Below are 21607 nucleotides of genomic sequence, written 5' to 3' on the forward strand. Positions count from 1 at the left end.
GCCGGCGGGCTGCAGAGCGCAGGGAGGGGCGGCGATGCCACGCGATCGGTGCGTCCTGCAACACGACTTGCGGAAACTACTAGGGTTATCCGCAGTCGGCGAAAGCGTAAGATTATGCCACGGGTAGCAGCATCGGCAAAACTGGCCACCACGGATACGCGCTTGAGCGTCAAGTGCATTTCGTAATGTGAAAATGCGTTTCACAGGAGTATGCTTCGGCTGGTGCCACCCGCGCGCAACGCCGCCCGGCTGTCGTGTCGTCAGGCGGTGCGTGGCGCACAGAAGAACCACAATATCTACGAGACGGAGAACTTCATGGATGAACTGATACGCGCGGCTGCGCTCGATTACCATCGCTACCCGCGCCCGGGGAAGATTTCGGTAACGCCAACCAAGGTGCTGTCCAACCAGCGCGACCTGTCGCTGGCCTATTCGCCCGGTGTGGCCGCGGCTTGCGATGCGATCGTCGAGGATCCGGCCGAAGCGGCCAATCTGACCTCGCGCGGCAACCTGATCGGCGTTATCACCAACGGCACTGCGGTGCTGGGCCTGGGCAACATCGGCGCGCTCGCCGCCAAGCCGGTGATGGAAGGCAAGGGCGTGTTGTTCAAGAAGTTTGCCGGCATCGACGTGTTCGACCTCGAAATCAACGAGCCCGACGCCGACAAGCTGATCGACATGATCGCCGCGCTCGAACCCACCTTCGGTGGCATCAACCTCGAGGACATCAAGGCGCCGGAGTGCTTCTACATCGAGGCGAAGCTGCGCGAGCGGATGAAGATTCCGGTGTTCCACGACGACCAGCACGGCACCGCGATCGTGGTCGGCGCGGCGATTCTCAACGGCCTGCAGATGCAGGGCAAGGATCTGAAGACGGTCAAGGTGGTGACCTCGGGTGCGGGTGCCGCGGCGCTGGCCTGCCTCGAGCTGCTGGTGATGCTCGGCATTCCGGTCGAGAACATCTGGGTGACCGACATCGAGGGCGTGGTCTACGAGGGCCGCACGACGCTGATGGATCCGATCAAGGCGCGCTACGCGAAGAAGACCGATGCGCGCAAGCTCGCGGAGATCCTCGAGGGCGCGGATGTGCTGCTCGGCCTGTCGGCCGGTGGCGTGGTCAAGCGCGAGATGGTGGCGGCGATGGCGCCCAAGCCGCTGATCCTGGCGCTCGCCAACCCGACCCCGGAGATTCTGCCGGAAGAGGTGCTGGCGGTGCGGAGCGACGCGATCATCGCGACCGGGCGCTCGGACTACCCGAACCAGGTCAACAACGTGCTGTGCTTCCCGTTCATCTTCCGCGGTGCGCTCGATGTGGGTGCGACCACGATCACCGACGAGATGAAGCTGGCCGCGGTCAAGGCGATTGCCGAACTGGCCCGCGCCGAACAGAGCGACATCGTCGCCGCGGCCTATGGCGAAAAGGTGTCCGGATTCGGGACCGAGTACATCATCCCGCGCCCCTTCGACCCGCGTCTGATCGTCAAGATCGCGCCGGCGGTGGCCGCTGCGGCGATGGCCTCGGGGGTGGCAACCCGGCCGATCACCGACTGGGACGCCTACCGCGCGCAGCTGAACAACTTCGTGTGGCACTCCGGTCTGATCATGAAACCGGTGTTCGCCGCGGCCAAGGCGGCGCCCAAGCGCATCATCTTCTCCGAAGGCGAATCCGAGAAGGTGTTGCGCGCGGTGCAGACCGTGGTCGACGAAGGCATGGCGCGGCCGATCCTGATCGGACGGCCCGAGGTGGTGAGCAACAACATCCGGCGCTTCGGCCTGCGCCTGGAGGCCGAGCGTGATTTCGACATGGTCAACCCGGAGTCGGATCCGCGCTTCGAGCAGTTGTGGAAGCACTATCACGAACTCATGGAGCGCAAGGGCGTCTCGGTCGAGTATGCGAAGAAGGAAGTGCGCCGCCGCACCACGCTGATCGGTTCGCTGCTGCTCAAGTTCGGTTACGGCGACGGACTGATCTGTGGCACCTACGGCATGCACCGGCTGCATCTGGACTTCGTCGAGGTCGTGCTCGGCCGGCGCGAGGGGGTGAAGCACTACTACACGGTCAATCTGCTGACCCTGCCCGAACGGACGCTGTTCCTCGCCGACACCTACGTGAACTACGATCCGACGCCCGATCAGGTGGTCGAGATGACCTTGCTGGCGGCTCAGGAAATGCAGCGTTTCGGGGTCGAGCCGCGGATCGCGCTGTTGTCGCACTCGTCCTTCGGTTCGGCGGATTCGCCCACCGCGGAAAAGATGCGGATCGCACGCCGGATGCTGTACGAACAACATCCCGAATTGCAGGTGGAAGGCGAGATGCACGGCGACTCGGCGCTCGATGCCAAGCACCGCCTGCAGATCTTCCCCAACGCACGCATGCGCGAAGATGCCAACCTGCTGATCTTCCCGACCCTGGACGCGGCCAACATCGCCTTCAACCTGCTGAAGAGTTCGTCCGGCGAGGGGGTGACGGTGGGGCCGATCCTGCTCGGTGCGGCCAAGCCGGTGCATATCCTCACGCCGTCGGCCACCGTGCGCCGCATCATCAACATGACCGCACTCACCGTGGTCGAGGCCGGGCACGAGCAATAGGTCGCCAGCCGCCGGTTTTCTCGTGTTCGTGCCTGTGCCATGATGCCCTCGGGGGAGGTCAGGCATGAACACAACAACAGGAAAAGCTGCGCTGGTATTGACCGGGGGTGGAGCACGCGCGGCCTATCAGGTCGGCGTGCTGCAGGCGATCCGTCACATCCGGGGGGCGCGCCCGGGCAATCCGTTTCCCATTCTGTGCGGGACTTCTGCCGGGGGGATCAACGCCGCCGCGCTCGCAGTGCATTCGGCCGACTTCAACATCGCGGTGCGCAAGGTGGCATGGATCTGGCGCAATTTCCGCGTCGACCAGGTCTATCGCACCGATCCCGCTGCCTTGCTCGGGTCCGGCTTGCGCTGGGGGTCGGCGCTGTTCACCGGCTGGGCGATCCGGCAAACCCCGCGTGCCCTGCTCGACAATAGTCCCTTGCGTGCCCTGCTCGAGCGTACGCTGGATTTCGGCGCCATCGACCGGGCGATCGATGCCGGTCATTTGCATGCGGTCAGCGTCAGTGCCTCCGGTTACACCTCTGGCGAGAGCCTCGCATTCTTCGCCGCCCATCCTTCGGTGGAGCCGTGGCGGCGCGCACAGCGGATCGGGGTGAGGACGCAACTGGAGGTGGACCACCTGCTCGCATCGAGCGCGATTCCGTTCGTGTTTCCGGCGGTAAATATCAATCGCGAATACTTCGGTGACGGATCGATGCGTCAGCTGGCCCCGATCAGCCCGGCGATCCATCTGGGAGCCGACCGCATTCTGGTGATCGGCTCCGGGCGGCTGGCCGAAGAGGGACGACAGCGCACCGAGGCCTACCCTTCGCCGGCACAGATCGCCGGGCACGCGCTGTCGAGCATCTTTCTCGACGGGCTCGCCGTCGATCTCGAGCGCATGGAGCGAATCAATGCCACGCTCAACGCGTTCACGGCCGCGCAGCGGCAGGCCGCCGGGATTGCCCTGCGTCCGATCGAAACCCTGGTGATCTCGCCCTCGCAGCGTCTCGATGCAATCGCCGGTCATTACCGCGAGTCGTTGCCGCGGTTGTTGCGTTCTGTCCTGCGCGGTGTGGGCGCAATGCGGCGCGAGGGCTCCACGCTGCTGTCCTACCTGTTGTTCGAGCCCGGCTTTACGCGCGCCCTGATGGAACTCGGCTACCGCGATACGCTGAACCGTCGTGCCGAAGTCGTGGCATTCTTGCGGCTGGGGACTAAAGATTGAGGGTTCGCGGCCGATATCGTCGACAAGTTCGACACATCTTGCGGCATCTCAATGACGGTGCCGAAGCTTGATGAGACACTCAATGGGCGTCTTTTCTCAAAAGACTTTAAAAAAGCTTGATATCTGTCTATTTTAGTTAAGAATAACGTTACGGATTGTTTCCCCTACCGAGCCCGCCGATGAAGCCCCGAATTCTCCTCGCAGCGCTGATCTCCCTGTCGCTGATGCAGTCCGGCTGGAGCCCCGCGCTGGCGGGTACCGCTCCCGCAAAAACCGCGAAGACCAGTACGGCAAAGCCGGCGGTGAAGAAGGCGGCGGCCCGCACGGCTGCGGTCAGGAAGAAGCGGGTGGCGGCCAAATATACCCGAAAGGTGGCGATGAAGCGCGCCGCCCGGGTGGTCGAGGAACCTTCCGATCTGGTGCTCGATATCCGCGGTCTGCCGGTGCTGCGCTCGGCGGCCTTCTATGTCGCCAATCCGCAGACCGGCGAGGTCTTGCTCGAAAGAAACGGCGACGCCGTGGTTCCGATCGCGTCGATCACCAAGCTGATGACGGCGATGGTGGTACTCGAGGCGGGGCAGAGCCTGTCCGAAGAGATCGCGATCAACCAGGACGACCTCGATCTGCTGAAGGGAACCGGATCGCGTCTGGTGCTGGGAACCCGGCTGAGCCGCGAAGAGCTGCTGCGTCTTGCGCTGATGTCGTCGGAGAATCGTGCCGCTTCGGCGCTGGGGCGCAATTATCCGGGTGGCATCCAGGGCTTTGTCGCGGCGATGAATGTGAAGGCACGACTGCTCGGCATGTCCGACACGCGCTTCCATGACAGCAGCGGCCTGAATCCGGCCAATGTCTCCAGCCCGCGTGACCTTGCCCGTCTGGTGACGGCGTCGGCCAGCTACCCGTTGATCCGCGAGTTCTCGACCACCCCCGAGCGTTATGTCGAGGTGGCCGGCCGCATGCTACGCTTCGGCAATACCAATTCGCTGGTCAAGAATCCGGATTGGGAGATCAGCGTCTCCAAGACCGGCTACATCAACGAGGCGGGCCGTTGCCTGGTGATGCAGGCCTGGATGCATCGCCAGCCGGTGGTGATCGTGTTGATGGATTCCGTTGGGCGCTATACCCGTACCGCCGACGCGCAACGCGTTCGCAAGTGGCTGGACGCGCAGGCGGCCGAGCGCGTGGCGACGGCGGCGAAGGCGCGCCAGGGCTGACCCCCTTTACTTTCTGATGTAACCCAGCGACTTCGAAATCTCGTTTGCAGTGTCGCGCACCAGCGGGGCCCAATCGGGATTGAAGCGCTCGGATGGAGTCGACAGCGACAGGCCGGCAACGAGGTCGCCGCTGTCGTCGCGGATGCCCGCGGCGATGCACCGGACGCCGGCTTCGACTTCGTCGAGGTCGAAGGCCACCTGGTGACGGCGGACCTTGTCGAGTTCCTTTTCCAGCTCGGGCAGGCTGGTGATCGACTCCGGTGTGGAAGGGGGCAGGCCGGTGCGGCGGGCGTAGTCGCGCACTTTGTCGGCGCCATCCTCGACCAGGAACAGCTTGCCGGTGGCGGTGGTGTGCAAGGGTGCGCGCGCACCGACGATGTGCACCACCCTGACCGAGGCGCGCCCGCTCGAGGTGCGCTCGACGTAGACGATCTCGTCGCCGGCGCGAATGCCGAGGTTGACGCTTTCGCCGGTGGCAGCGTGCAGCTTGAGCATGGCGGTCATCGCGGTGTCGCGCAGCGAAATGCGCGACTTGACCAGGCTGCCGAGTTCCAGCAAGCGGATTCCCAGGCGATAGATGCCGGCGTCCGAGCGATCGACGAAGCCACTCTGCGTCATTGCACCCAGGATGCGGTGTGCGGTGGACGGGTGCAGACCGGTTTCCAGTGCCAACTGCTTGAGCGGAACAGGGTCGGGGTGCGCGGCAAGGGCGTCGAGCAGCTTCATCATGCGCTCGATGACCTGAATGGGGTTTTTCACTTCTGCCGGGGCGGGGTTGTCGACGATCATTCTGCTGGACACAGGAGCCTGCAAGTTTTCCTTAACGGAGAAATGGTAACCGTGTAACGTGATTTCGCCTAGTGAAAGGAAACCGCAAGGTCTTGTGGTGACAGTGCGTTCCTGGATGCTCCGGATGCTTCGCGCGCTGCGTGTGTTGCTTCGATCGATCCGGCATCGTGCATGGTTCATCGACCGCCCGCACGGAACGCGGGGGCGCGGTATCGGGGGCTCCGTCGCGGGTTCCGGTAGGTGATGTGTTTTCTCCGGGATATACTTTTGCCCAATTGCGCCCGGCCGAGCCGGGTTGTTTTTTGCCTGAGTATCATTGAGACGACGCTGCTTGCGATTTCCCGGGAAACGGAATGACCCTTGTCCTGATCGTGTTGTTGCCGTTCATCGGCGCCATGCTGCCGCCATTGATGATCCGTGCGGGGCGCAACGCCTGTGCGACCACAACCTTCTCGGTGACCTTGCTGGCATTCGTGCTGCTGCTGTCCCAGGCGCCGGCGGTGTTTCGCGGCGAGGTCGTGCAGGCGGGCTGGGAGTGGCTGCCGGCGCTCGGGCTTAACGTCAATTTCTTTCTCGACGGCCTGGGCTTCTTCTTTGCCGGTCTGATCCTCGGTATCGGCCTGCTGATCATCGCCTATGCCCGCTTCTATCTGTCGAAAGACGATCCGATGGGCAGTTTCTACGCGTATCTGCTGCTCTTCCAGGGGGCGATGGTCGGTATCGTCTTGTCCGACAATATCCTGCTGCTGCTGATCTTCTGGGAACTGACCAGTCTGTCGTCCTTCCTGCTGATCGGCTACTGGAAACACCTGCCCGAGGGCCGCCAGGGCGCGCGCATGGCGCTGGTGGTGACCGCCGCAGGCGGTCTGGCAATGATCGCCGGCATGCTGATCCTCGGCGACATCGCCGGCTCCTACGAACTGAGCGTGATCCTGCAGAGCGGAGAGGCGATCCAGGCTTCGCCGCTCTATCTTCCCGCCCTGGTGCTGATCCTGGCCGGCTGTTTCACCAAGTCGGCGCAGTTCCCGTTCCATTTCTGGCTGCCCCATGCGATGGCCGCGCCGACCCCGGTGTCGGCCTACCTGCACTCGGCCACCATGGTGAAGGCCGGCTTGTTCCTGATGGCACGCCTGTGGCCGGTGCTGGCGGGCACCGATGCCTGGTTCTACATCGTTGCCACCACCGGTCTGATCACCATGCTGATCGGGGCGTTCATTGCCCTGTTCAAGGACGATCTCAAGGGTTTGCTCGCCTACTCCACGGTCAGTCATCTCGGCCTGATCACGATGCTGCTCGGTCTCGGCACGCCGATGGCGGCAACCGCAGCGGTGTTCCACATCCTCAATCACGCCACGTTCAAGGCAGCGCTGTTCATGAACGCGGGCATCGTTGACCACGAGGCCGGCACGCGCGACGTCAAGCGTCTGGGGGGCCTGCTGCATCTGATGCCGATTTCCGCCACCATGGCGCTGCTCGCCGCGGCCTCGATGGCGGGGATCCCGCCCCTGAACGGCTTCCTGTCCAAGGAAATGATGCTGCACGAGGTTGCCAATACCGTATGGGCAGGGCAGGGTTGGCCGATGGCCGCGGTGGCGACGCTGGCCGCGTGTTTTTCCGTGGCCTATTCCTTCCGCTATATCGCGCACGTCTATTTCGGGCCGGCTCGCGACGACTATCCCCACGTTCCGCACGACCCACCGGCAGGTATGTGGCTACCGCCGTCGTTGCTGGTGGTGCTGGTGGTGCTGATCGGAATCTTTCCGGACACCATCGCCGGCCCGCTGGTGGCCACGGTGGCGCGGGCGGTCACCGGCGGCGAGGTCCTCGACTACCACCTCGCGCTGTGGCACGGCGTCACCCCTGCGCTGGGCATGAGCGCGGTCGCCGTGGTGGTCGGTGCGGTGCTGGTACGGCGCTACGGATGGGTGCACGGATGGTGGCAGGCGGGGCCGCATCCGGAGGCCAAGGCAATGTTCGATGCGGTGATTGCTGCGGCCGTATCGGTGGCGCGCGCGTTCACCCATCGGCTGCACGATGGCTCGCTGCAGCGCTACCTCGCGCTGATGATCGGTGCGATGGTGCTGCTCGGCTTCAGTGTCTATCTCGGCGCGCCTTCGACGCCGGGCAGTCGCGCGTTGCTGCCGGTGGCGCCGCTGGCCGCGGCCGGCTGGCTGCTGCTGATCGGCGGCTGTGTCGCGGTGGTGCTGCAGCACCGCCAGCGGCTGCAGGCGTTGATCGCCGTGGGGGTGGTGGGGCTGATGGTGTCGATCGGTTTTGTCTATCTGTCCGCGCCCGATCTTGCGCTGACCCAGATCTCGGTCGAGGTGGTGACCGTCATCCTGATGCTGGTGGCGCTCAACCTGCTGCCCAAGACCACGCCGGCCGAGCCGGGACGGATGCGTCACCTGCGCGATGGGCTGTTCGCGCTGGCGGCCGGCGCGGGCGTGGGGGGCGCCGTCTGGGCCGTGCTGACCCGGGATGCCGAGACCATCTCCGGCTATTACCTCGAGCAGTCGGTGCCGGGCGGTGGCGGGACCAACGTGGTCAACGTCATCCTGGTCGATTTCCGCGGTTTCGATACCTTTGGCGAGATCACCGTGCTCGGTATCGCCGCACTGGTCATTTTTGCGCTGCTCGACGGCGCGATGCACGGCACGGTGGCCCGCAAGCTGGCAAGCTGGATCCCCGATCAGCCGCGCTCGGCCGACCGCCATCCGATGATGCTCGCGGTGGCCACCCGGGTCATGCTGCCGCTGGCGCTGCTGGTCGGCTTCTACATCTTCCTGCGCGGGCACAACGTGCCCGGCGGCGGCTTCATCGCCGGGCTGGTGGTCGCAGTCGCGCTGATCGTGCAGTACATGGCCAGCGGTTTCGGCTGGGCCGCGCAGCGGCTGAAGATCGACTATCACGGCATGATCGGCTGGGGCGTCCTGATCGCCGCCACCACCGGGCTGGGCGCATGGGTGGTGGGGCATCCCTTCCTGACCAGCACGATGTGGCACTTCGATCTTCCCCTGCTCGGCGAACTCCATGTGGCGTCGGCCATGTTCTTCGATGCCGGCGTTTTCCTCGTCGTGGTCGGCGCCACCATGCTGGCGCTGGCAAACCTGTCGCGCATCGGGCGTCATGCCGAGCATCTGACTGTCAACCGCAGCCCGATGGACGTCGATCCGTCGGTGTCGCCGAGCCGGATCGTGGAGAACTGAGATGGAATTCCTGCTTGCAAGCGCCGTGGGGGTGATGACGGCGGCCGGGGTGTACCTGCTGCTGCGTGCCCGCACCTTTTCTGTCGTACTCGGGCTGGCGCTGCTGTCGTATGCAACCAACGTGTTCCTGTTCGCCATGGGGCGCTTGGTGGTCAACCGGCCACCGGTGATCAACGATCTGGGCAACGGCTATACCGATCCGCTGCCGCAGGCCCTGGTATTGACCGCGATCGTGATTTCCTTCGCCATGACTGCCGTGGTGGTGGTTCTGGCCCTGCGCAGCTTCCTCGAGAGTGGCACCGACGACAGCGTGCTCGAATCCTCGGTCGCTGCGACGTCGCCCGCCAACGGCGAGGTTGCGGAGGGAAGTCGATGAATCACCTGATCATCCTGCCGATCATGTTGCCGGCATTGATCGCGCCCGTTCTGGTCATGGCTGCGCGCCACGATCTGGTGCTGGCGCGGGTGCTGTCGGGGGCCGCAGCGGTCCTCATGCTGGTGCTGGCGGTTGTCCTGCTGGTGTCGGCTTCCGGCCAGCCGCCGCAGATGTATGCGCTCGGTGACTGGCCGGCGCCGTTTGGCATCGTGCTGGTGCTCGATCGCCTGTCGGCGCTGATGCTGGTGCTTGCCGCACTGTTGTCCCTGGTCGTCCTGCTTTACGCGATGGCCGGGCAGGACGGCGGCGGGCGGCACTTCCATGCCTTGTGGCAGTTCCAGTTGATGGGGATCAACGGCGCTTTTCTCACCGGTGACTTCTTCAACCTCTTTGTGTTCTTCGAGGTCCTGCTGATCGCGTCCTACGGACTGATGGTGCACGGCGGCGGGGCCACCCGGGTCAAGGCCGGGGTGCAGTACGTGGTGGTGAACCTGGTCGGATCGTCCCTGTTCCTGATTGCGGTCGGCCTCATCTACAGCGTCACCGGAACGCTCAATATGGCCGATCTGGCGGCGCGCGTGCCGGAGGTGGCCGAGGGCGACCGCGCCATCCTCCATGCCGGTGCGCTGCTGCTGCTGATGGTATTCGGCATCAAGGCCGCGCTGGTGCCGATGCATTTCTGGCTGCCCGGGACCTACGGCCATGCGTCGGCGCCGGTGGCGGCATTGTTCGCGATCATGACCAAGGTCGGCGCCTATTCGATCATTCGCCTCTATCCGCTGGCTTTTGGTGCCGGTGCGGGCGGTTCTGCCGATCTTGCCGCTCCCTGGCTGCTGCCCGCGGCACTGATCTCACTGGTGCTGGGCATGGTCGGCGTCCTGGCCGCCCGCCAACTTACCCAACTCGTCAGCTTTGCGGTGATCGGTTCCATGGGCACCCTGTTGACGGCCGTGGCGCTGTCGTCCCCGCAGGCCATGGGGGCCGCGCTGTACTACCTGCTGCATTCCACGCTGGCGGCGGCGGCACTGTTCCTGATCGCCGGCGAAGTGGGGGCGCGCCGGGGCGGGGCCGACCGTCTGGCCCCCGGCCCGGTGTTTGCCGGCCGCAGCCTGCTGTCCGGATTCTTCTTCCTCGCCGCGATCGCCATGTGCGGCATGCCGCCACTGTCGGGGTTTCTCGGCAAACTGCTGATCCTCGACAGCGCTCGTGGCGCTTCCAGCGCAGTGCTGATCTGGTCCGTGGTGCTGGGCTCGTCCTTGCTTGGCATCATCGGGTTCGGCCGTGCCGGAAGCGCCCTGTTCTGGAAGACGGCGGTGGCCGAAGGCGGTGAAGTCGTGCCGACGCCGCGAACATCGGTGCTGACCATGGTGTCCATCGGCAGCCTGCTGGCCGGGCTGGTGATCCTGACCGTGCTGGCCGGGCCGCTGACGCGCTGGCTCGATGTGACCGCCGCACAGATCTACCAGCCGGAGCAATACGTCGATGCGGTGCTCGGTGAAGCCGGAGGAAGCGAGTGATGATGGACGATACGCGCAAGTTGCCGGGCGCCGGTCGGCGCTGGCTTCCGCATCCGCTGCTCACGCTGTTGCTGATCATGATCTGGATGCTGCTGCAGAATGAATTCAGCTTCGCGCACCTGCTGCTCGGTACCGCGCTCGGCATCGTCTTTCCGTTGATCACCGCGAGCTTCTGGCCAGACCGGCCGCGGATCCGCAACTACGGCAAGGCCTTCGTGTATTTCCTCCTCGTGGTCGGCGACATCGTCGTTGCGAACATCGAGGTCGCACGGCTCATCCTGTTCCGCAGGCCGACCGAGCTCAACACCTGCTGGGTCTGCGTGCCGCTCGAACTGCGCAGTCCCGAGGCGATCACCGTTTTTGCCGGGACGATCACCATGACCCCCGGCACGATCAGCTGCGATCTGTCGGCCGATGGGCGCAGCCTGCTCGTGCATTGCCTGGACCAGGCCGACCCCGAGGCCGCCGTGCAGCTCATGAAGTCGCGCTACGAGGCCCGGCTGATGGAGATCTTCCCATGATCGAACAGGCGCTGAACTTCGGCTTCGCGGCCGTGCTGCTGGCCCTGCTGATGAACCTGTGGTGCGTCTTTCGCGGACCGGGCGTGCTCGATCGGGTGCTGGCCGTCGATACCATGGTGATCAATGTGATCGCCCTGATCATCCTGTACGGCATCAGCGAATCCACCCCGGTGTATTTCGAGGCTGCACTCATCTTCGCCATGTTCGGTTTCGTGTCCACCGTGGCGTACTGCAAATTCGTGCTGCGCGGCGACGTCATCGAGTAAGGAAGCATCATGGACCTGTTCTTCGAAATTCTCGTCTCGTTGCTGATCGTCGGCGGCGCGTTTTTCCTGCTCGTCGGTTCATGGGGCATGATCCGCATGCCCGAGCTGATGACGCGGCTTCACGCCCCGACCAAGGCCACCACCCTCGGAGTGGGCGGCGCGCTGCTCGCGTCGATCACCTATTTTTCGGTGGTCGAGGGCGTCTTCATGGCCCACGAGTTGTTGATCTCGATCTTCCTGTTTCTGACTGCGCCGATTACCGCGCAATTCCTGGCCAAGGCCCACATGCATCGCAATCTCGATCCCGCGCGCGAACTGCCGCGTGCCGGCGAACATGGCTGGAGCACCTATGAAGGCACCGGTGGAGAAGACGCGACGGAGGCTGGCGACCCCCACTGAGCGTACGGCGCGTCAGTCGCGCGTGCCCTCCGTCCGGTCGCGCTCGCGCGCATTGCCCAGCGCGCCGGTCAGTGGCCGGTGTCCGGCGCGCTGGGCTGCGCGCGCGACCGCATGGGCGGCCAGCGGCGCCGAAGCCAGCAGCATGGCGAGCGCAAAAGCGGCCTCCACTGCCACTTCGCCGCTGGTCGCAGCAACCACGCTGGCCAGCATCAGGACGGCGCCGAGTGCCCCGGCCTTGCTGGCGGCGTGCATCCGGGTGTAGCAGTCGGGCAGGCGCAGCAGACCGATTGCCCCGATCAGGCACAGCAGCGTACCGCTGAGGATCAGCGCGGCGGCGAGCAGCGCGGCGAGGTCGAATTCCATGTCAGTCTCCCTTGGGTAAGTCTCGTGCGGAGTCGTCGGGCGGCGGCTCGCGCGCGGTAAACAGCAGCACGAAGGCGGCGGTGCCGACGAAGGAAACCAGCGCGAGTATCACCGCCGCGTCGACCAGCACCGACTGCGCGCTGTGCAGGGCGAGCAATGCGAGGGCCGCGGCACCGAGCAGGGTCAGGGCATCGATGGCCACGACCCGATCGGGGCCGGTTGGACCCTTGAGCAGACGGATCAGGATCAGTACCGCACTCAGCCCTTGGATCGCGAAGGCGAACGGAATCAGCCAGGCCGCACCTGCAATCTCCACGGTCATGATGGACTCCCGCCCGGGTGGCCGGCGTCGATCCATGCCAGCAGCCGGTCTTCGATCCTGCGCACGGCGGTCTCGACTTCCCGAACCGAGTCGGCATCGAGCACATGAACATAGAGCAGGCCGGCGGTCGGATCGTAGTCGAGCGCGAGGGTGCCCGGGGTCAGCGTCAGCAGGCAGCCGAGCACGGTGGCCAGGCGGTCGTCGGCGCGTTGCAGCCTGACCGCGACCACCGCCGGCCGGGGATGCACGCGGCGGGCGAGCACCAGACGGGCGACGCCGGCACTCGCCATGAACACCTGGACAATGAACCAGAGGAGGAAGCCGATGCCGAGTTCGATGCGGATCACGTAGCCGCGCATGCCGAACAGATCGGCGCTGGTCCGGATCACTGCGTGCACCAGTGCGAACGCCACCAGCACGCCCAGCGGCGTCAGCGTGTCGGCGAACGCGGCGAGTCCGAGCGCAAGGAGGGCATGAAGCGCTGCCATCTTCATTCTCCGTCCGGGGCCCGCACCGCGCGGATGTACTGACCGGGGTCGGCGAGCTGGGCGGCCGCGGCAATCGCGTAGTTCATCACCGGCCCGGCACCGATACCGATCAGGACCGTGATCGCCGCGAGCCCGGCGGCAGCCCACAGCGCCGGGCCCTGTCGGCGGACCGGGCGGATTGCCGACCCGCCCTCCGGATGGGCCTTGAGGAAGGCCTCGTTCCAGATCTTGCTCATCGACAACAAGGTGACAATGCCGGTCACCAGGGCGACCACGGCTGCCACCCATTCGCCGCCATCGAGACTCGCCCGGACCAGCATGAACTTCGCCCAGAATCCGGACAGTGGCGGGATGCCGGCGAGCGACAGGGCCGGAATCGCGAACAGCAGCGCGAGCCACGGCGCCCGTGCATACAGGCCACCCATCGCCGGCAGCCGCTCCGAACCGGTGAGTCGGGCTGCAATTCCGCCGATGAAGAACAGGTTCGCCTTCACGATGATGTGGTGGATCAGGTAGAACACCGCACCGGCCAGCGCCAGCGGGGTGGCCAGCGCAAGGCCCAGCACCATGTAGCCGACCTGGCTGACGATATGGAACGACAGGATGCGCCGGACTTCGGTCTGCGCCGCGGCGCCGAGCACGCCGATCAGCATCGTGGCGCAGGCGATCCACAGCAGGACCTCGTGGACTACACCTGCCTGCGGCCACAACAGGGTGACCAGGCGGATCAGGGCATATACGCCGACCTTGGTCAGCAGGCCGGCAAACAGTGCCGAAACCGGCGCCCACGCCACGTGATATGAGGCGGGCAGCCAGCCGAACACCGGAAACAGGGCGGCCTTGATCGAGAACGCCACCAGCATCAGCACCAGCGCCGCCTGGACCCCGGGTGGCGCGCTGCCGGCGGCGAACTGATGGGCGAGGCCGGCCATGTTGAGGGTGCCCGCAGCGCCATAGACCAGCCCGGCGGCGACCAGGAACAGCAGGGTCGCGAGCAGGTTGAGGAAGAGATAGACCACCGTGCCGGCGACCCGGCGCCTGCCGCCGCCGAGCACGATCAGCGCAAAGGCACCGACCAGCAAAACCTCGAACCATACGTAGAGGTTGAACACGTCGCCGGTAACGAAGGCGCCGCCCACGCCGACCAGCAGGCCATGGACCAGCAGGTGGAAATCCCTGCCGCGCGCCGGATCGGTGTCGTGCGCCAGTGCATAGACCACGGTGGCGCTGGCGATGATCCCGGTGATGGCGACCATCGCTGCGGACAGACGGTCGACCACCAGGCTGATGCCGTACGGCGCGGCCCATCCGCTCATCTGGCTGACCAGAATGCCGTCGCGGTCGACCACCTGCACCAGCAGCAGACCGACGGCCGCGAGCAGGAAAGCGCCGGCAAGACTCAGGGGCTGGATCAGGCGCGGGCGCGCGCCGGCGAGCAGGCACAGGATGACCGTTGCCAGCGGCACCAGCACGGGTGCAACGACCGGCAGGTGGACCACGGCCGCGGTCACGGGCCGCTCTCCCGGGGCGACGTCGGCCGGGCGGGGGCGGTGTCCGGCGCCGGCTGTTCGGCAACTTCGGTGACGCGATCGGTGGCGGTGGTGCCGTGGAACTCCCAGGTGCGGATCAACACCGCGAGGGCGAACACGAACAGCGCAAAGCCGATGACGATGGCGGTCAGGACGAGCGCCTGCGGCAGCGGATTGCTGGCGAGAGCGGGGACCCCGGCCGGACTGGTGAATGCCGCGACGGTGTCGCCGAGGCGACCGGCAGTCAGCACCGCGATGTTGGTCCCGTTGCCGATGACCACCACCCCGAGCACAACCCTGATCAGATTGCGGTCGAGCAGCAACCACAGGCCGATGCCAACCAGAATTCCGGCGCTGACCGCGGTGACGATCTCCATGTCAGGCCTCCCTTTCCAGCAAGCGGAACAGCATGTGCGCCATCGCGCCGAGCACGGTCAGGTATACGCCGAGGTCGAACAGGAGCGGGGTGCCGATCGCCACTCCACCGGGTGAGATCCAGGCGCTGCTCAGAAACGGACGGTGGCCGAGCAGCCCGATCATGCCGGCGCCGGTGGCCAGTGCCAGACCGACGCCGGTCAGCCGCAGCGGGTGGACGCGGAGCAGGCGGCGCACCCGGGCGACACCGTCCACGAGGGCGAGTATCACCAGTGCCGATGCCGCGACCAGGGCACCGATGAAGCCGCCGCCCGGCAGGTTGTGCCCGCGCCACAGCAGTGCCAGGGAGACCATCATCAACACGCCTGCGAGTGGCTTGAGTCCCTGGCGCAGCAGCACGCTGCCGAACTCCGGATGGCCGTCCCTGCCGGCGTCGGTGCCGCGGCGGCCGCCGAGCATGGTCGCGGCGGCGACGCCGGCGAGGGCGACCACCAGGATCTCGCCCAGGGTGTCGAACGCGCGGAAGTCGACCAGGATCACGTTGACCACGTTGGCGCCGTGACCGCCCGGCAGACTGTTGGCGCGGTACCAGTGGGCGATGTCGCCCGGCAATGGCTGGGCGATGGAGGCGAGCAGCACCGCGGTGATGGCGATGCCGAAGAGCGCCGACACCAGCGCGTGCAGCCGTCGCCGCGCCGGATTGCGCGAACCGATCGCCTGCAGCGGTGGCAGCTTGCGCAGTACCAGGGCGAGGAAGATCACGGTCAGGGTCTCGACCATGATCTGGGTCATGGCCACGTCCGGTGCGCCGACCGCGACGAAGAGCAGTGCCACGCCGAGGCCGCTGGCGCCCAGCGTGGCGACCAGCGCGATGCGGTCGCGCATCGCCGCCGCGGCGCCGGCACCGGTCACGGCCAGGATGCAGCCGGCGACCGCCGGCCAAGACACGGCGCCGGTCGAAGACGGCCAGGCCGCGACGCCGCCGGCCAGGGCCACCCCGAACAGGGCCAGCACCGAGGACGACAGCGCCAGCAGTGCAATGTGCTGGCGCAGGGAGCCATGCTGGAAGCGGTCGGCAACCTGGGCGGCGAGGGCGAACACACGCCTGAGCAGCCGGTCCCACAACAGGTCGCCGCTGATCTTCCAGATCGAGTGCCAGTGCGTCAGCCAGCGACGCACGTCGTGCCGTCGCAAATAGGCCAGCACGCCGAGGGCGACGGTCAGTACGCTCGCCGCGACTGCCGGGGTGATTCCGCCCCACAGATACAGCCGAACGTCCACCGGTCCGCGCGCCACGGCCTGAACCGCGCTGTTGACCAGCCAGACTTCGGCCACGTTGTTGAACGCCCCCAGCAGGAAGCCGCCGATCGCGAGCGTCATCGGCCCCAGCCACATCACCGCGCCGACTTCGTGCGGATGCCGCGGATAGGCCCCCTGGCGACCGAGAAAGGTACGCACGAACACCAGCCCGGCAGCGGTCAGCAACAAGGCATTGGTGACGACCATCACCGCGGTGGTGATCCAGCCGAGCGGGCCGAGTTCGAGCAGGCCGGCGTACTTGAATTCCTTGGCGATGAAGCCGAAGAATGGGGGCAGACCGGCGTTGGAGAACGCCGCGAGGGCCACCGCCGCCCCGGTAAGCGGCATGAACCGGATCAGGCCGCCGAGCCGGACCAGTTCGCGGGTGCCGGTTGCCTGGTCGATGGACCCGACCGCCATGAACAGCGCGCCCTTGTAGAGCGAGTGCGCCAGCAGGTAGATGACGAAGGCCTGCAGGCCATAGCTGGTGTTGGTGCCGATCAGCATGGTCAGCTGGCCGAGCACGGTCACCGTGGTGTAGGCGAGGATGCGCTTCAGGTCGGTCTGGCGGATCGCCACCACCGCGCCGACCAGCGCAGTGGTAGCGCCGACCACGATCAGGGTCGTGCCCCAGCCGGCCGAGCCGCCCATCACCGGGTTCAGCCGCGCGAGCAGATAGATGCCGGCCTTGACCATCGTTGCCGAGTGCAGGTAGGCAGACACCGGGGTCGGCGCGGTCATCGCGTTGGGCAACCACAGGTGGAAGGGCACCTGGGCCGATTTGGTAAAGCAGCCGAGCAGGATCAGCACCAGGATCGCCGGATACAGGGCATGGCCCTCCACCGCCTCGGCGGTCAGGGTCGAAAACTGCCAGCCACCGGCGGCGGTGCCGAGCAGGATCAGGCCGGCAAGCAGCGCCAATCCGCCCCCACCGGTGATCAGCAGGGCCTGCAGCGCCGCGCGGCGGGCGCCGGCATTTTCATGCTGGAAGCCGATCAGCACGAAGGACGTCACGCTGGTCAGCTCCCAGAACACGAATAGCGCGATCAGGTCGTCGGCCAGCACCAGCCCGAGCATGGCGGCCATGAACCCGAGCAGATAGGCGTAGAAGCGTCCGAGATGGCGGTGGTCGGAAAGATAACTGCCGGCGTAGAGCACGATCAGGGTACCGATCCCGCTCACCAGCAGTCCGAACAGCAACGCAAGCCCGTCGAGCCGGAAGCTCAGGGCGACCTCGAGTGCCGGCACCCAGGCGTAGGACTCCAGCACCACGCCGCCGCCGGAGATCACCGGCAAGCGGCTGAGCAGCCACAGAAACGCGGCCAGCGGCGCGAGCGCCAGCAACCACCCGGCACGCGCGTCGAGTACCCGGCTCAACAGCGGAGCGAAGAGCATCGCCACCACGATGAAGACCAGCGTCGTCAACATTCAGCACTCCGTCCGGATGCACGGCCAGGCGACTGCGTTCCCGATGAAATTTGACTTGGAAGATTCGCTCGGGCGATCGAACTTGATAATCACTTTCATCGACCACGCGCGCTTGTGCGAGGTTCCGTCCGGCCGGAAGCACCATGACCGAACGCCGGCCCGGGCGGGGTGAATGGTCGGGCGTGCCGCGATGCCGCGCGATCGGCGGCGGTCACGATGGCGATGAAACGAGCTGCCGTCGCTTACGTTCCGAGATCATCCGTACCATGTGTTCACGCGGGCGTCACCCAAAACCTGCTAAAATTTCGCGTTTTTCCTCACATAGTCCGGAGTTTCGTCCATGGCAATCGAACGCACCCTTTCCATCATCAAGCCCGACGCCGTCGCCAAGAACGTGATCGGCAAGATCTACCAGCGTTTCGAGGACGCCGGGCTGAAGGTCATCGCTGCCCGCATGACGCACCTGTCCGAGCTGGAAGCCGGCCAGTTCTACGCCGTGCACAAGGAGCGTCCCTTCTTCAAGGATCTGGTCTCGTTCATGACCTCCGGGCCGGTGATGATCCAGGCGCTGGAAGGCGAGAACGCGATTGCCAAGAACCGCGAACTGATGGGCGCCACCGATCCGAAGAAAGCCGACAAGGGCACCATCCGTGCCGATTTCGCCGACTCGATCGATGCCAACGCGGTGCATGGCTCCGATGCGGCCGAGACGGCTGCGGTCGAGATCGCCTTCTTTTTCCCGGGCATGAACGTTTACACCCGCTGAGCGGTCCATCCTGACGGCCCGTTGCGCCCGCTTCGCGGTAGTTTCACTGCGAAACGCGCGGGCGGGCCGTTTGTGTTGGAGGCAAAGATGAATACGCCGGTCAATCTGCTCGATTTCGATGTCGATGGTCTCGTCGCCTGGTTTGCCGGGCTGGGCGAGAAGCCGTTTCGTGCGCGCCAGGTGATGCGCTGGATGCATCGCGAGGGCTGTGACGACTTCGATGCGATGACCGACGTCGCGAAGTCGCTGCGCTCGCGGCTGAAGGAGCTGGCGGTGATCCGCCCGCCGGTGCCGGTGCGCGACTCGGTGTCGACCGACGGTACGCGCAAGTGGCTGCTGGACGTGGGTAACGCCAACGCGGTGGAGACGGTGTTCATTCCCGAAACGCGGCGTGGCACGCTGTGCATCTCGTCGCAGGCCGGTTGCGCGCTCGATTGCGCGTTCTGTTCCACCGGCAAGCAGGGCTTCAACCGCAATCTCACCGCGGCCGAGATCGTCGGTCAGCTGTGGCTGGCAAACACGCTGCTCGGTGCGGCGCGCGACGAGGCGCCGGATCATCTCGAAGCCAGCGAGCAGGACAACGGCCGCATCATCAGCAACGTGGTGATGATGGGCATGGGCGAGCCGCTCGCCAATTTCGACAATGTCGTGACCGCACTGCGCCTGATGCTGGACGATCACGCCTATGGCCTGTCGCGACGCAGGGTGACGGTGTCGACGTCCGGCATTGTTCCGGCGATGGACCGCCTGCGCGACGAGTGCCCGGTGGCGTTGGCGGTGTCGTTGCATGCGTCCAACGATGCGCTGCGCGACCGGCTGGTGCCGATCAACCAGAAATACCCGCTGCGCGAGCTGATGGCCGCCTGTCAGCGTTACCTCGATCGTGCACCACGTGACTTCGTGACTTTCGAATACGTCATGCTCGACGGTGTCAACGACGGCGAGGCACATGCCCACGAGCTTGTCGCCCTGGTGCGCGACGTGCCGTGCAAGCTCAATCTGATTCCATTCAATCCCTTCCCGAACTCCGGTTTCCTGCGCTCTCCCGCGGAGCGCATCCGTCGCTTTGCAGGTATCCTGACGGATGCCGGTATCGTCACCACCACCCGCAAGACGCGGGGAGACGATGTCGACGCTGCCTGTGGTCAGTTGGCCGGGCAGGTGCAGGACAAGACCCGGCGCACCGTGGTGCGCCTGAAACAGACGACGGAGATTCGCTCATGACGCGCAGGTTTGCGCCCCTGGTACTACTGGTCTCGGCATTGATGTTGGGAGGATGCGTCACCGCGCCGATGGCGGGCGGTGGTGGCGACGCGGTCGGTGTTTCGCGCCCGATGTCGGATATCCAGCCGACCGGCAAGGCCGAGACCAGCGCGCGGGTGCACGTGGATCTGGGGCAGGCCTATTTCGAGGTCGGACGCTACGATGTCGCGCTCGACGAGGCCAAGACCGCGCTGGCGGAAAGCCCGGGCTACGCCCCGGCCTTCCATCTGATGGGCCTGGTCTACATGATGATCAACGAGAATGCGTCGGCCGGAGACAACTTCGCCCGCGCGCTCGACGCTGCGCCAGGCGATCCCGACTTCAACAACAGCTACGGCTGGTATCTGTGTCAGCAGGGCCGCGAAGCCGAGGCGATGGAACGTTTCGCTCGCGCCGCGCGCAATCCCTACTATCGTTACCCGACCCGGCCCTATACCAATGGCGGGCTGTGCCAGCTGAAACTGAACAACGACGCGGCCGCCGAGGCTCAGTTCCTGCAGGCGATCCAGGCCGATCCGGGCAATGGCGAGGCGCTCTATCAGCTTGCCGCGATCGCCTATCGTCAGGGCCACTACCAGATCGCCCACGATCAGCTGGTCAGGCTGCATCAGCAACTGAGATCGACCGCGGCCTCGCTGTGGCTCGGTCTGCGTACCGCCCGCAGGCTGGGTGAGCGCAATGCCGAGGCGAGCTATGCCGAGCAGTTGCGTGGTCGTTTCGCCGATTCGGCGGAGCATGTGCTGATGTTGCAAGGGAAGTACGAGTGAGCAGTATGCAATCCGATACCGTTGCCACGCCCGAGGGCTGGGCTGCGATTCCGCCGGGAACCATGTTGCGCCAAGCGCGCGAGGCGCGCGGAGAGTCGCTCGACGAGGTCGCGCAGGCGCTCAAGCTGTCGTTGCGGCAACTCGATGCGCTCGAGAGCGGACACCATGAAGCACTGCCGGGACCCGCGTTCGTGCGCGGTTTCCTGCGCAACTACGCGCGCCATGTCGGCCTGGATCCGGCGGCGGTGCTGGCCGCGCTGGGCAGCGACACGACGACCGCGGTCGATCTGACGCCGCTGTCCAATGCCGCCGGCGACATGCCGGTCGGCGGCGGCGTTCGTTTCAATCTGCTGCCTGCAGCTGTGGTGGCCGGATTGCTGCTGGTGCTCACGTTTGCCGGATCCTATTTCGGCTGGTTCGAGACCACCGAAAACCCCACGCCGGCCGTCGTCGAGCCGCTTGCCGAGGAGCCCGCGAGTGTCGATCCGGGCACGGCGATGCCGCCACCCGCCGCCGACGAGCCTAGCGTGTCGATGCCACAGGCTGTGGCAGAGATCGAGCAGTCCGCCACGCCTCCCGCGTCGGCGATCGAGCCTTCCGCCCCATCCCTGGAGGTCCTGCCCGACCCGACCGCTTCCACCGAAGCGCCCGCGCCGCTGGTTGCCGAACCCGCCGATACGGCGGATGCACTGCGCTTCACGTTCGCCGCCGAGTCGTGGGTCGAGGTCAGGGATGGCACCGGCGCGATCCTGTTCGCCGGAACCGGCGCTGCCGGCAGCACCCGGGCCGTGCAGGGCGAGCCGCCGTTTGCGCTGGTGGTCGGCAATGCACGCAGCGTCCGGCTCGACTACCGCGGCAAACCGATCGACCTCATGCCCCACACCAAAGCGTCGGTTGCCCGCCTTACCGTTCAATGA

General features: G+C 65.9%; 20 protein-coding genes. 13 read left to right on the forward strand and 7 right to left on the reverse strand.

Annotation, left to right across the window (positions count from 1 at the left end):
- Nucleotides 1-315: 315 nt before the first annotated feature.
- From AC3A35_RS18120 to pbpG, 3 genes are all read left to right on the forward strand, one after another.
- Nucleotides 316-2589 carry an NADP-dependent malic enzyme gene (locus tag AC3A35_RS18120; protein ID WP_487437593.1) on the forward strand — a complete coding sequence of 758 codons (2274 nt, stop codon included), beginning with the start codon at nucleotides 316-318 and terminating at the stop codon, nucleotides 2587-2589.
- Nucleotides 2590-2653: 64 nt separating this feature from the next.
- A complete protein-coding gene (locus AC3A35_RS18125; RefSeq protein ID WP_487437594.1) occupies nucleotides 2654-3802 on the forward strand; it encodes a patatin-like phospholipase family protein in 1149 nt (382 codons plus the stop codon).
- Between the two features lie 179 nt (nucleotides 3803-3981).
- Nucleotides 3982-5016, forward strand: a complete 1035-nt coding sequence (gene pbpG, locus AC3A35_RS18130; RefSeq protein ID WP_487437595.1) for a D-alanyl-D-alanine endopeptidase — start codon at nucleotides 3982-3984, stop codon at nucleotides 5014-5016.
- A gap of 6 nt (nucleotides 5017-5022) precedes the next feature.
- Here pbpG and AC3A35_RS18135 read toward each other — a convergent pair whose 3' ends face one another.
- A complete protein-coding gene (locus AC3A35_RS18135; RefSeq protein ID WP_487437707.1) occupies nucleotides 5023-5805 on the reverse strand; it encodes an IclR family transcriptional regulator in 783 nt (260 codons plus the stop codon).
- 353 nt (nucleotides 5806-6158) lie between these two features.
- Between AC3A35_RS18135 and AC3A35_RS18140 the strand changes: the two genes are divergently transcribed.
- From AC3A35_RS18140 to AC3A35_RS18165, 6 genes are read left to right on the forward strand one after another with little or no spacing between them, the layout of a single operon-like run.
- Nucleotides 6159-9011, forward strand: coding sequence for a monovalent cation/H+ antiporter subunit A (locus AC3A35_RS18140; RefSeq protein WP_487437596.1), 2853 nt, complete (start codon nucleotides 6159-6161; stop codon nucleotides 9009-9011).
- A gap of 1 nt (nucleotide 9012) precedes the next feature.
- Entirely contained in the window at nucleotides 9013-9387 is a 375-nt protein-coding gene (locus AC3A35_RS18145) for a Na+/H+ antiporter subunit C (protein WP_487437597.1), read from the forward strand.
- On the forward strand, nucleotides 9384-10904 hold the full coding sequence (locus tag AC3A35_RS18150) for a monovalent cation/H+ antiporter subunit D (RefSeq protein ID WP_487437598.1): 1521 nt from the start codon (nucleotides 9384-9386) through the stop codon (nucleotides 10902-10904). Before AC3A35_RS18145 ends, AC3A35_RS18150 begins: the two co-directional genes overlap by 4 nt.
- Nucleotides 10904-11425, forward strand: coding sequence for a Na+/H+ antiporter subunit E (locus AC3A35_RS18155; RefSeq protein WP_487437599.1), 522 nt, complete (start codon nucleotides 10904-10906; stop codon nucleotides 11423-11425). Before AC3A35_RS18150 ends, AC3A35_RS18155 begins: the two co-directional genes overlap by 1 nt.
- Nucleotides 11422-11691 carry a K+/H+ antiporter subunit F gene (locus tag AC3A35_RS18160; protein WP_487437600.1) on the forward strand — a complete coding sequence of 90 codons (270 nt, stop codon included), beginning with the start codon at nucleotides 11422-11424 and terminating at the stop codon, nucleotides 11689-11691. The genes AC3A35_RS18155 and AC3A35_RS18160 overlap by 4 nt, the downstream gene beginning before the upstream one ends.
- Nucleotides 11692-11700: 9 nt before the next feature.
- Nucleotides 11701-12090: a Na+/H+ antiporter subunit G gene (locus tag AC3A35_RS18165; protein ID WP_487437601.1), complete on the forward strand. Its 390-nt coding sequence runs from the start codon at nucleotides 11701-11703 to the stop codon at nucleotides 12088-12090.
- Nucleotides 12091-12102: 12 nt separating this feature from the next.
- Here AC3A35_RS18165 and mnhG read toward each other — a convergent pair whose 3' ends face one another.
- Genes mnhG through mbhE form a run of 6 tightly spaced genes read right to left on the reverse strand, consistent with a single transcriptional unit; the run spans nucleotide 12103 to nucleotide 17894 of the window.
- The gene (gene mnhG, locus AC3A35_RS18170; protein ID WP_487437602.1) at nucleotides 12103-12453 is read right to left on the reverse strand and encodes a monovalent cation/H(+) antiporter subunit G; all 351 of its coding nucleotides are present in this window, start codon (nucleotides 12451-12453) and stop codon (nucleotides 12103-12105) included.
- 1 nt (nucleotide 12454) lies between these two features.
- On the reverse strand, nucleotides 12455-12775 hold the full coding sequence (locus AC3A35_RS18175; protein ID WP_487437603.1) for an MrpF/PhaF family protein: 321 nt from the start codon (nucleotides 12773-12775) through the stop codon (nucleotides 12455-12457).
- A complete protein-coding gene (locus AC3A35_RS18180; protein WP_487437604.1) occupies nucleotides 12772-13263 on the reverse strand; it encodes a Na+/H+ antiporter subunit E in 492 nt (163 codons plus the stop codon). The genes AC3A35_RS18175 and AC3A35_RS18180 overlap by 4 nt, the downstream gene beginning before the upstream one ends.
- 2 nt (nucleotides 13264-13265) lie before the next feature.
- Nucleotides 13266-14774, reverse strand: a complete 1509-nt coding sequence (locus AC3A35_RS18185) for a proton-conducting transporter transmembrane domain-containing protein (protein ID WP_487437605.1) — start codon at nucleotides 14772-14774, stop codon at nucleotides 13266-13268.
- A complete protein-coding gene (locus AC3A35_RS18190) occupies nucleotides 14771-15169 on the reverse strand; it encodes a sodium:proton antiporter (protein ID WP_487437606.1) in 399 nt (132 codons plus the stop codon). The genes AC3A35_RS18185 and AC3A35_RS18190 overlap by 4 nt, the downstream gene beginning before the upstream one ends.
- A gap of 1 nt (nucleotide 15170) precedes the next feature.
- The gene (gene mbhE / locus AC3A35_RS18195) at nucleotides 15171-17894 is read right to left on the reverse strand and encodes a hydrogen gas-evolving membrane-bound hydrogenase subunit E (RefSeq protein ID WP_487437607.1); all 2724 of its coding nucleotides are present in this window, start codon (nucleotides 17892-17894) and stop codon (nucleotides 15171-15173) included.
- 340 nt (nucleotides 17895-18234) lie between these two features.
- Here mbhE and ndk point away from each other — a divergent pair, with 340 nt between their 5' ends.
- The 4 genes from ndk to AC3A35_RS18215 all read left to right on the forward strand — a co-directional run bounded on the left by ndk (nucleotide 18235) and on the right by AC3A35_RS18215 (nucleotide 21607).
- Complete coding sequence (ndk, locus tag AC3A35_RS18200; protein ID WP_487437608.1) at nucleotides 18235-18660, forward strand: nucleoside-diphosphate kinase; 426 nt, start codon at nucleotides 18235-18237, stop codon at nucleotides 18658-18660.
- An 87-nt stretch (nucleotides 18661-18747) separates the two neighbouring features.
- The gene (rlmN, locus tag AC3A35_RS18205) at nucleotides 18748-19884 is read left to right on the forward strand and encodes a dual-specificity RNA methyltransferase RlmN (RefSeq protein WP_487437609.1); all 1137 of its coding nucleotides are present in this window, start codon (nucleotides 18748-18750) and stop codon (nucleotides 19882-19884) included.
- On the forward strand, nucleotides 19881-20690 hold the full coding sequence (gene pilW / locus AC3A35_RS18210) for a type IV pilus biogenesis/stability protein PilW (RefSeq protein WP_487437610.1): 810 nt from the start codon (nucleotides 19881-19883) through the stop codon (nucleotides 20688-20690). Before rlmN ends, pilW begins: the two co-directional genes overlap by 4 nt.
- A 5-nt stretch (nucleotides 20691-20695) precedes the next feature.
- Nucleotides 20696-21607, forward strand: coding sequence for a RodZ domain-containing protein (locus AC3A35_RS18215; RefSeq protein WP_487437708.1), 912 nt, complete (start codon nucleotides 20696-20698; stop codon nucleotides 21605-21607).

This window comes from Azoarcus sp. Soil_N_20, assembly GCF_057656155.1.

Coding starts and splice junctions, on each gene's coding strand:
- AC3A35_RS18215 (WP_487437708.1), top strand. CDS start 20,696: ATGCAATCCGATACCGTTGCCACGCCCGAGGGCTGGGCTGCGATTCCG.
- AC3A35_RS18140 (WP_487437596.1), top strand. CDS start 6,159: ATGACCCTTGTCCTGATCGTGTTGTTGCCGTTCATCGGCGCCATGCTG.
- ndk (WP_487437608.1), top strand. CDS start 18,235: ATGGCAATCGAACGCACCCTTTCCATCATCAAGCCCGACGCCGTCGCC.
- AC3A35_RS18145 (WP_487437597.1), top strand. CDS start 9,013: ATGGAATTCCTGCTTGCAAGCGCCGTGGGGGTGATGACGGCGGCCGGG.
- pilW (WP_487437610.1), top strand. CDS start 19,881: ATGACGCGCAGGTTTGCGCCCCTGGTACTACTGGTCTCGGCATTGATG.
- AC3A35_RS18135 (WP_487437707.1), bottom strand. CDS start 5,805: ATGATCGTCGACAACCCCGCCCCGGCAGAAGTGAAAAACCCCATTCAG.
- AC3A35_RS18155 (WP_487437599.1), top strand. CDS start 10,904: ATGATGGACGATACGCGCAAGTTGCCGGGCGCCGGTCGGCGCTGGCTT.
- rlmN (WP_487437609.1), top strand. CDS start 18,748: ATGAATACGCCGGTCAATCTGCTCGATTTCGATGTCGATGGTCTCGTC.
- mnhG (WP_487437602.1), bottom strand. CDS start 12,453: ATGGAATTCGACCTCGCCGCGCTGCTCGCCGCCGCGCTGATCCTCAGC.
- AC3A35_RS18160 (WP_487437600.1), top strand. CDS start 11,422: ATGATCGAACAGGCGCTGAACTTCGGCTTCGCGGCCGTGCTGCTGGCC.
- AC3A35_RS18125 (WP_487437594.1), top strand. CDS start 2,654: ATGAACACAACAACAGGAAAAGCTGCGCTGGTATTGACCGGGGGTGGA.
- AC3A35_RS18180 (WP_487437604.1), bottom strand. CDS start 13,263: ATGGCAGCGCTTCATGCCCTCCTTGCGCTCGGACTCGCCGCGTTCGCC.
- mbhE (WP_487437607.1), bottom strand. CDS start 17,894: ATGTTGACGACGCTGGTCTTCATCGTGGTGGCGATGCTCTTCGCTCCG.
- AC3A35_RS18165 (WP_487437601.1), top strand. CDS start 11,701: ATGGACCTGTTCTTCGAAATTCTCGTCTCGTTGCTGATCGTCGGCGGC.
- AC3A35_RS18150 (WP_487437598.1), top strand. CDS start 9,384: ATGAATCACCTGATCATCCTGCCGATCATGTTGCCGGCATTGATCGCG.
- pbpG (WP_487437595.1), top strand. CDS start 3,982: ATGAAGCCCCGAATTCTCCTCGCAGCGCTGATCTCCCTGTCGCTGATG.
- AC3A35_RS18190 (WP_487437606.1), bottom strand. CDS start 15,169: ATGGAGATCGTCACCGCGGTCAGCGCCGGAATTCTGGTTGGCATCGGC.
- AC3A35_RS18120 (WP_487437593.1), top strand. CDS start 316: ATGGATGAACTGATACGCGCGGCTGCGCTCGATTACCATCGCTACCCG.
- AC3A35_RS18175 (WP_487437603.1), bottom strand. CDS start 12,775: ATGACCGTGGAGATTGCAGGTGCGGCCTGGCTGATTCCGTTCGCCTTC.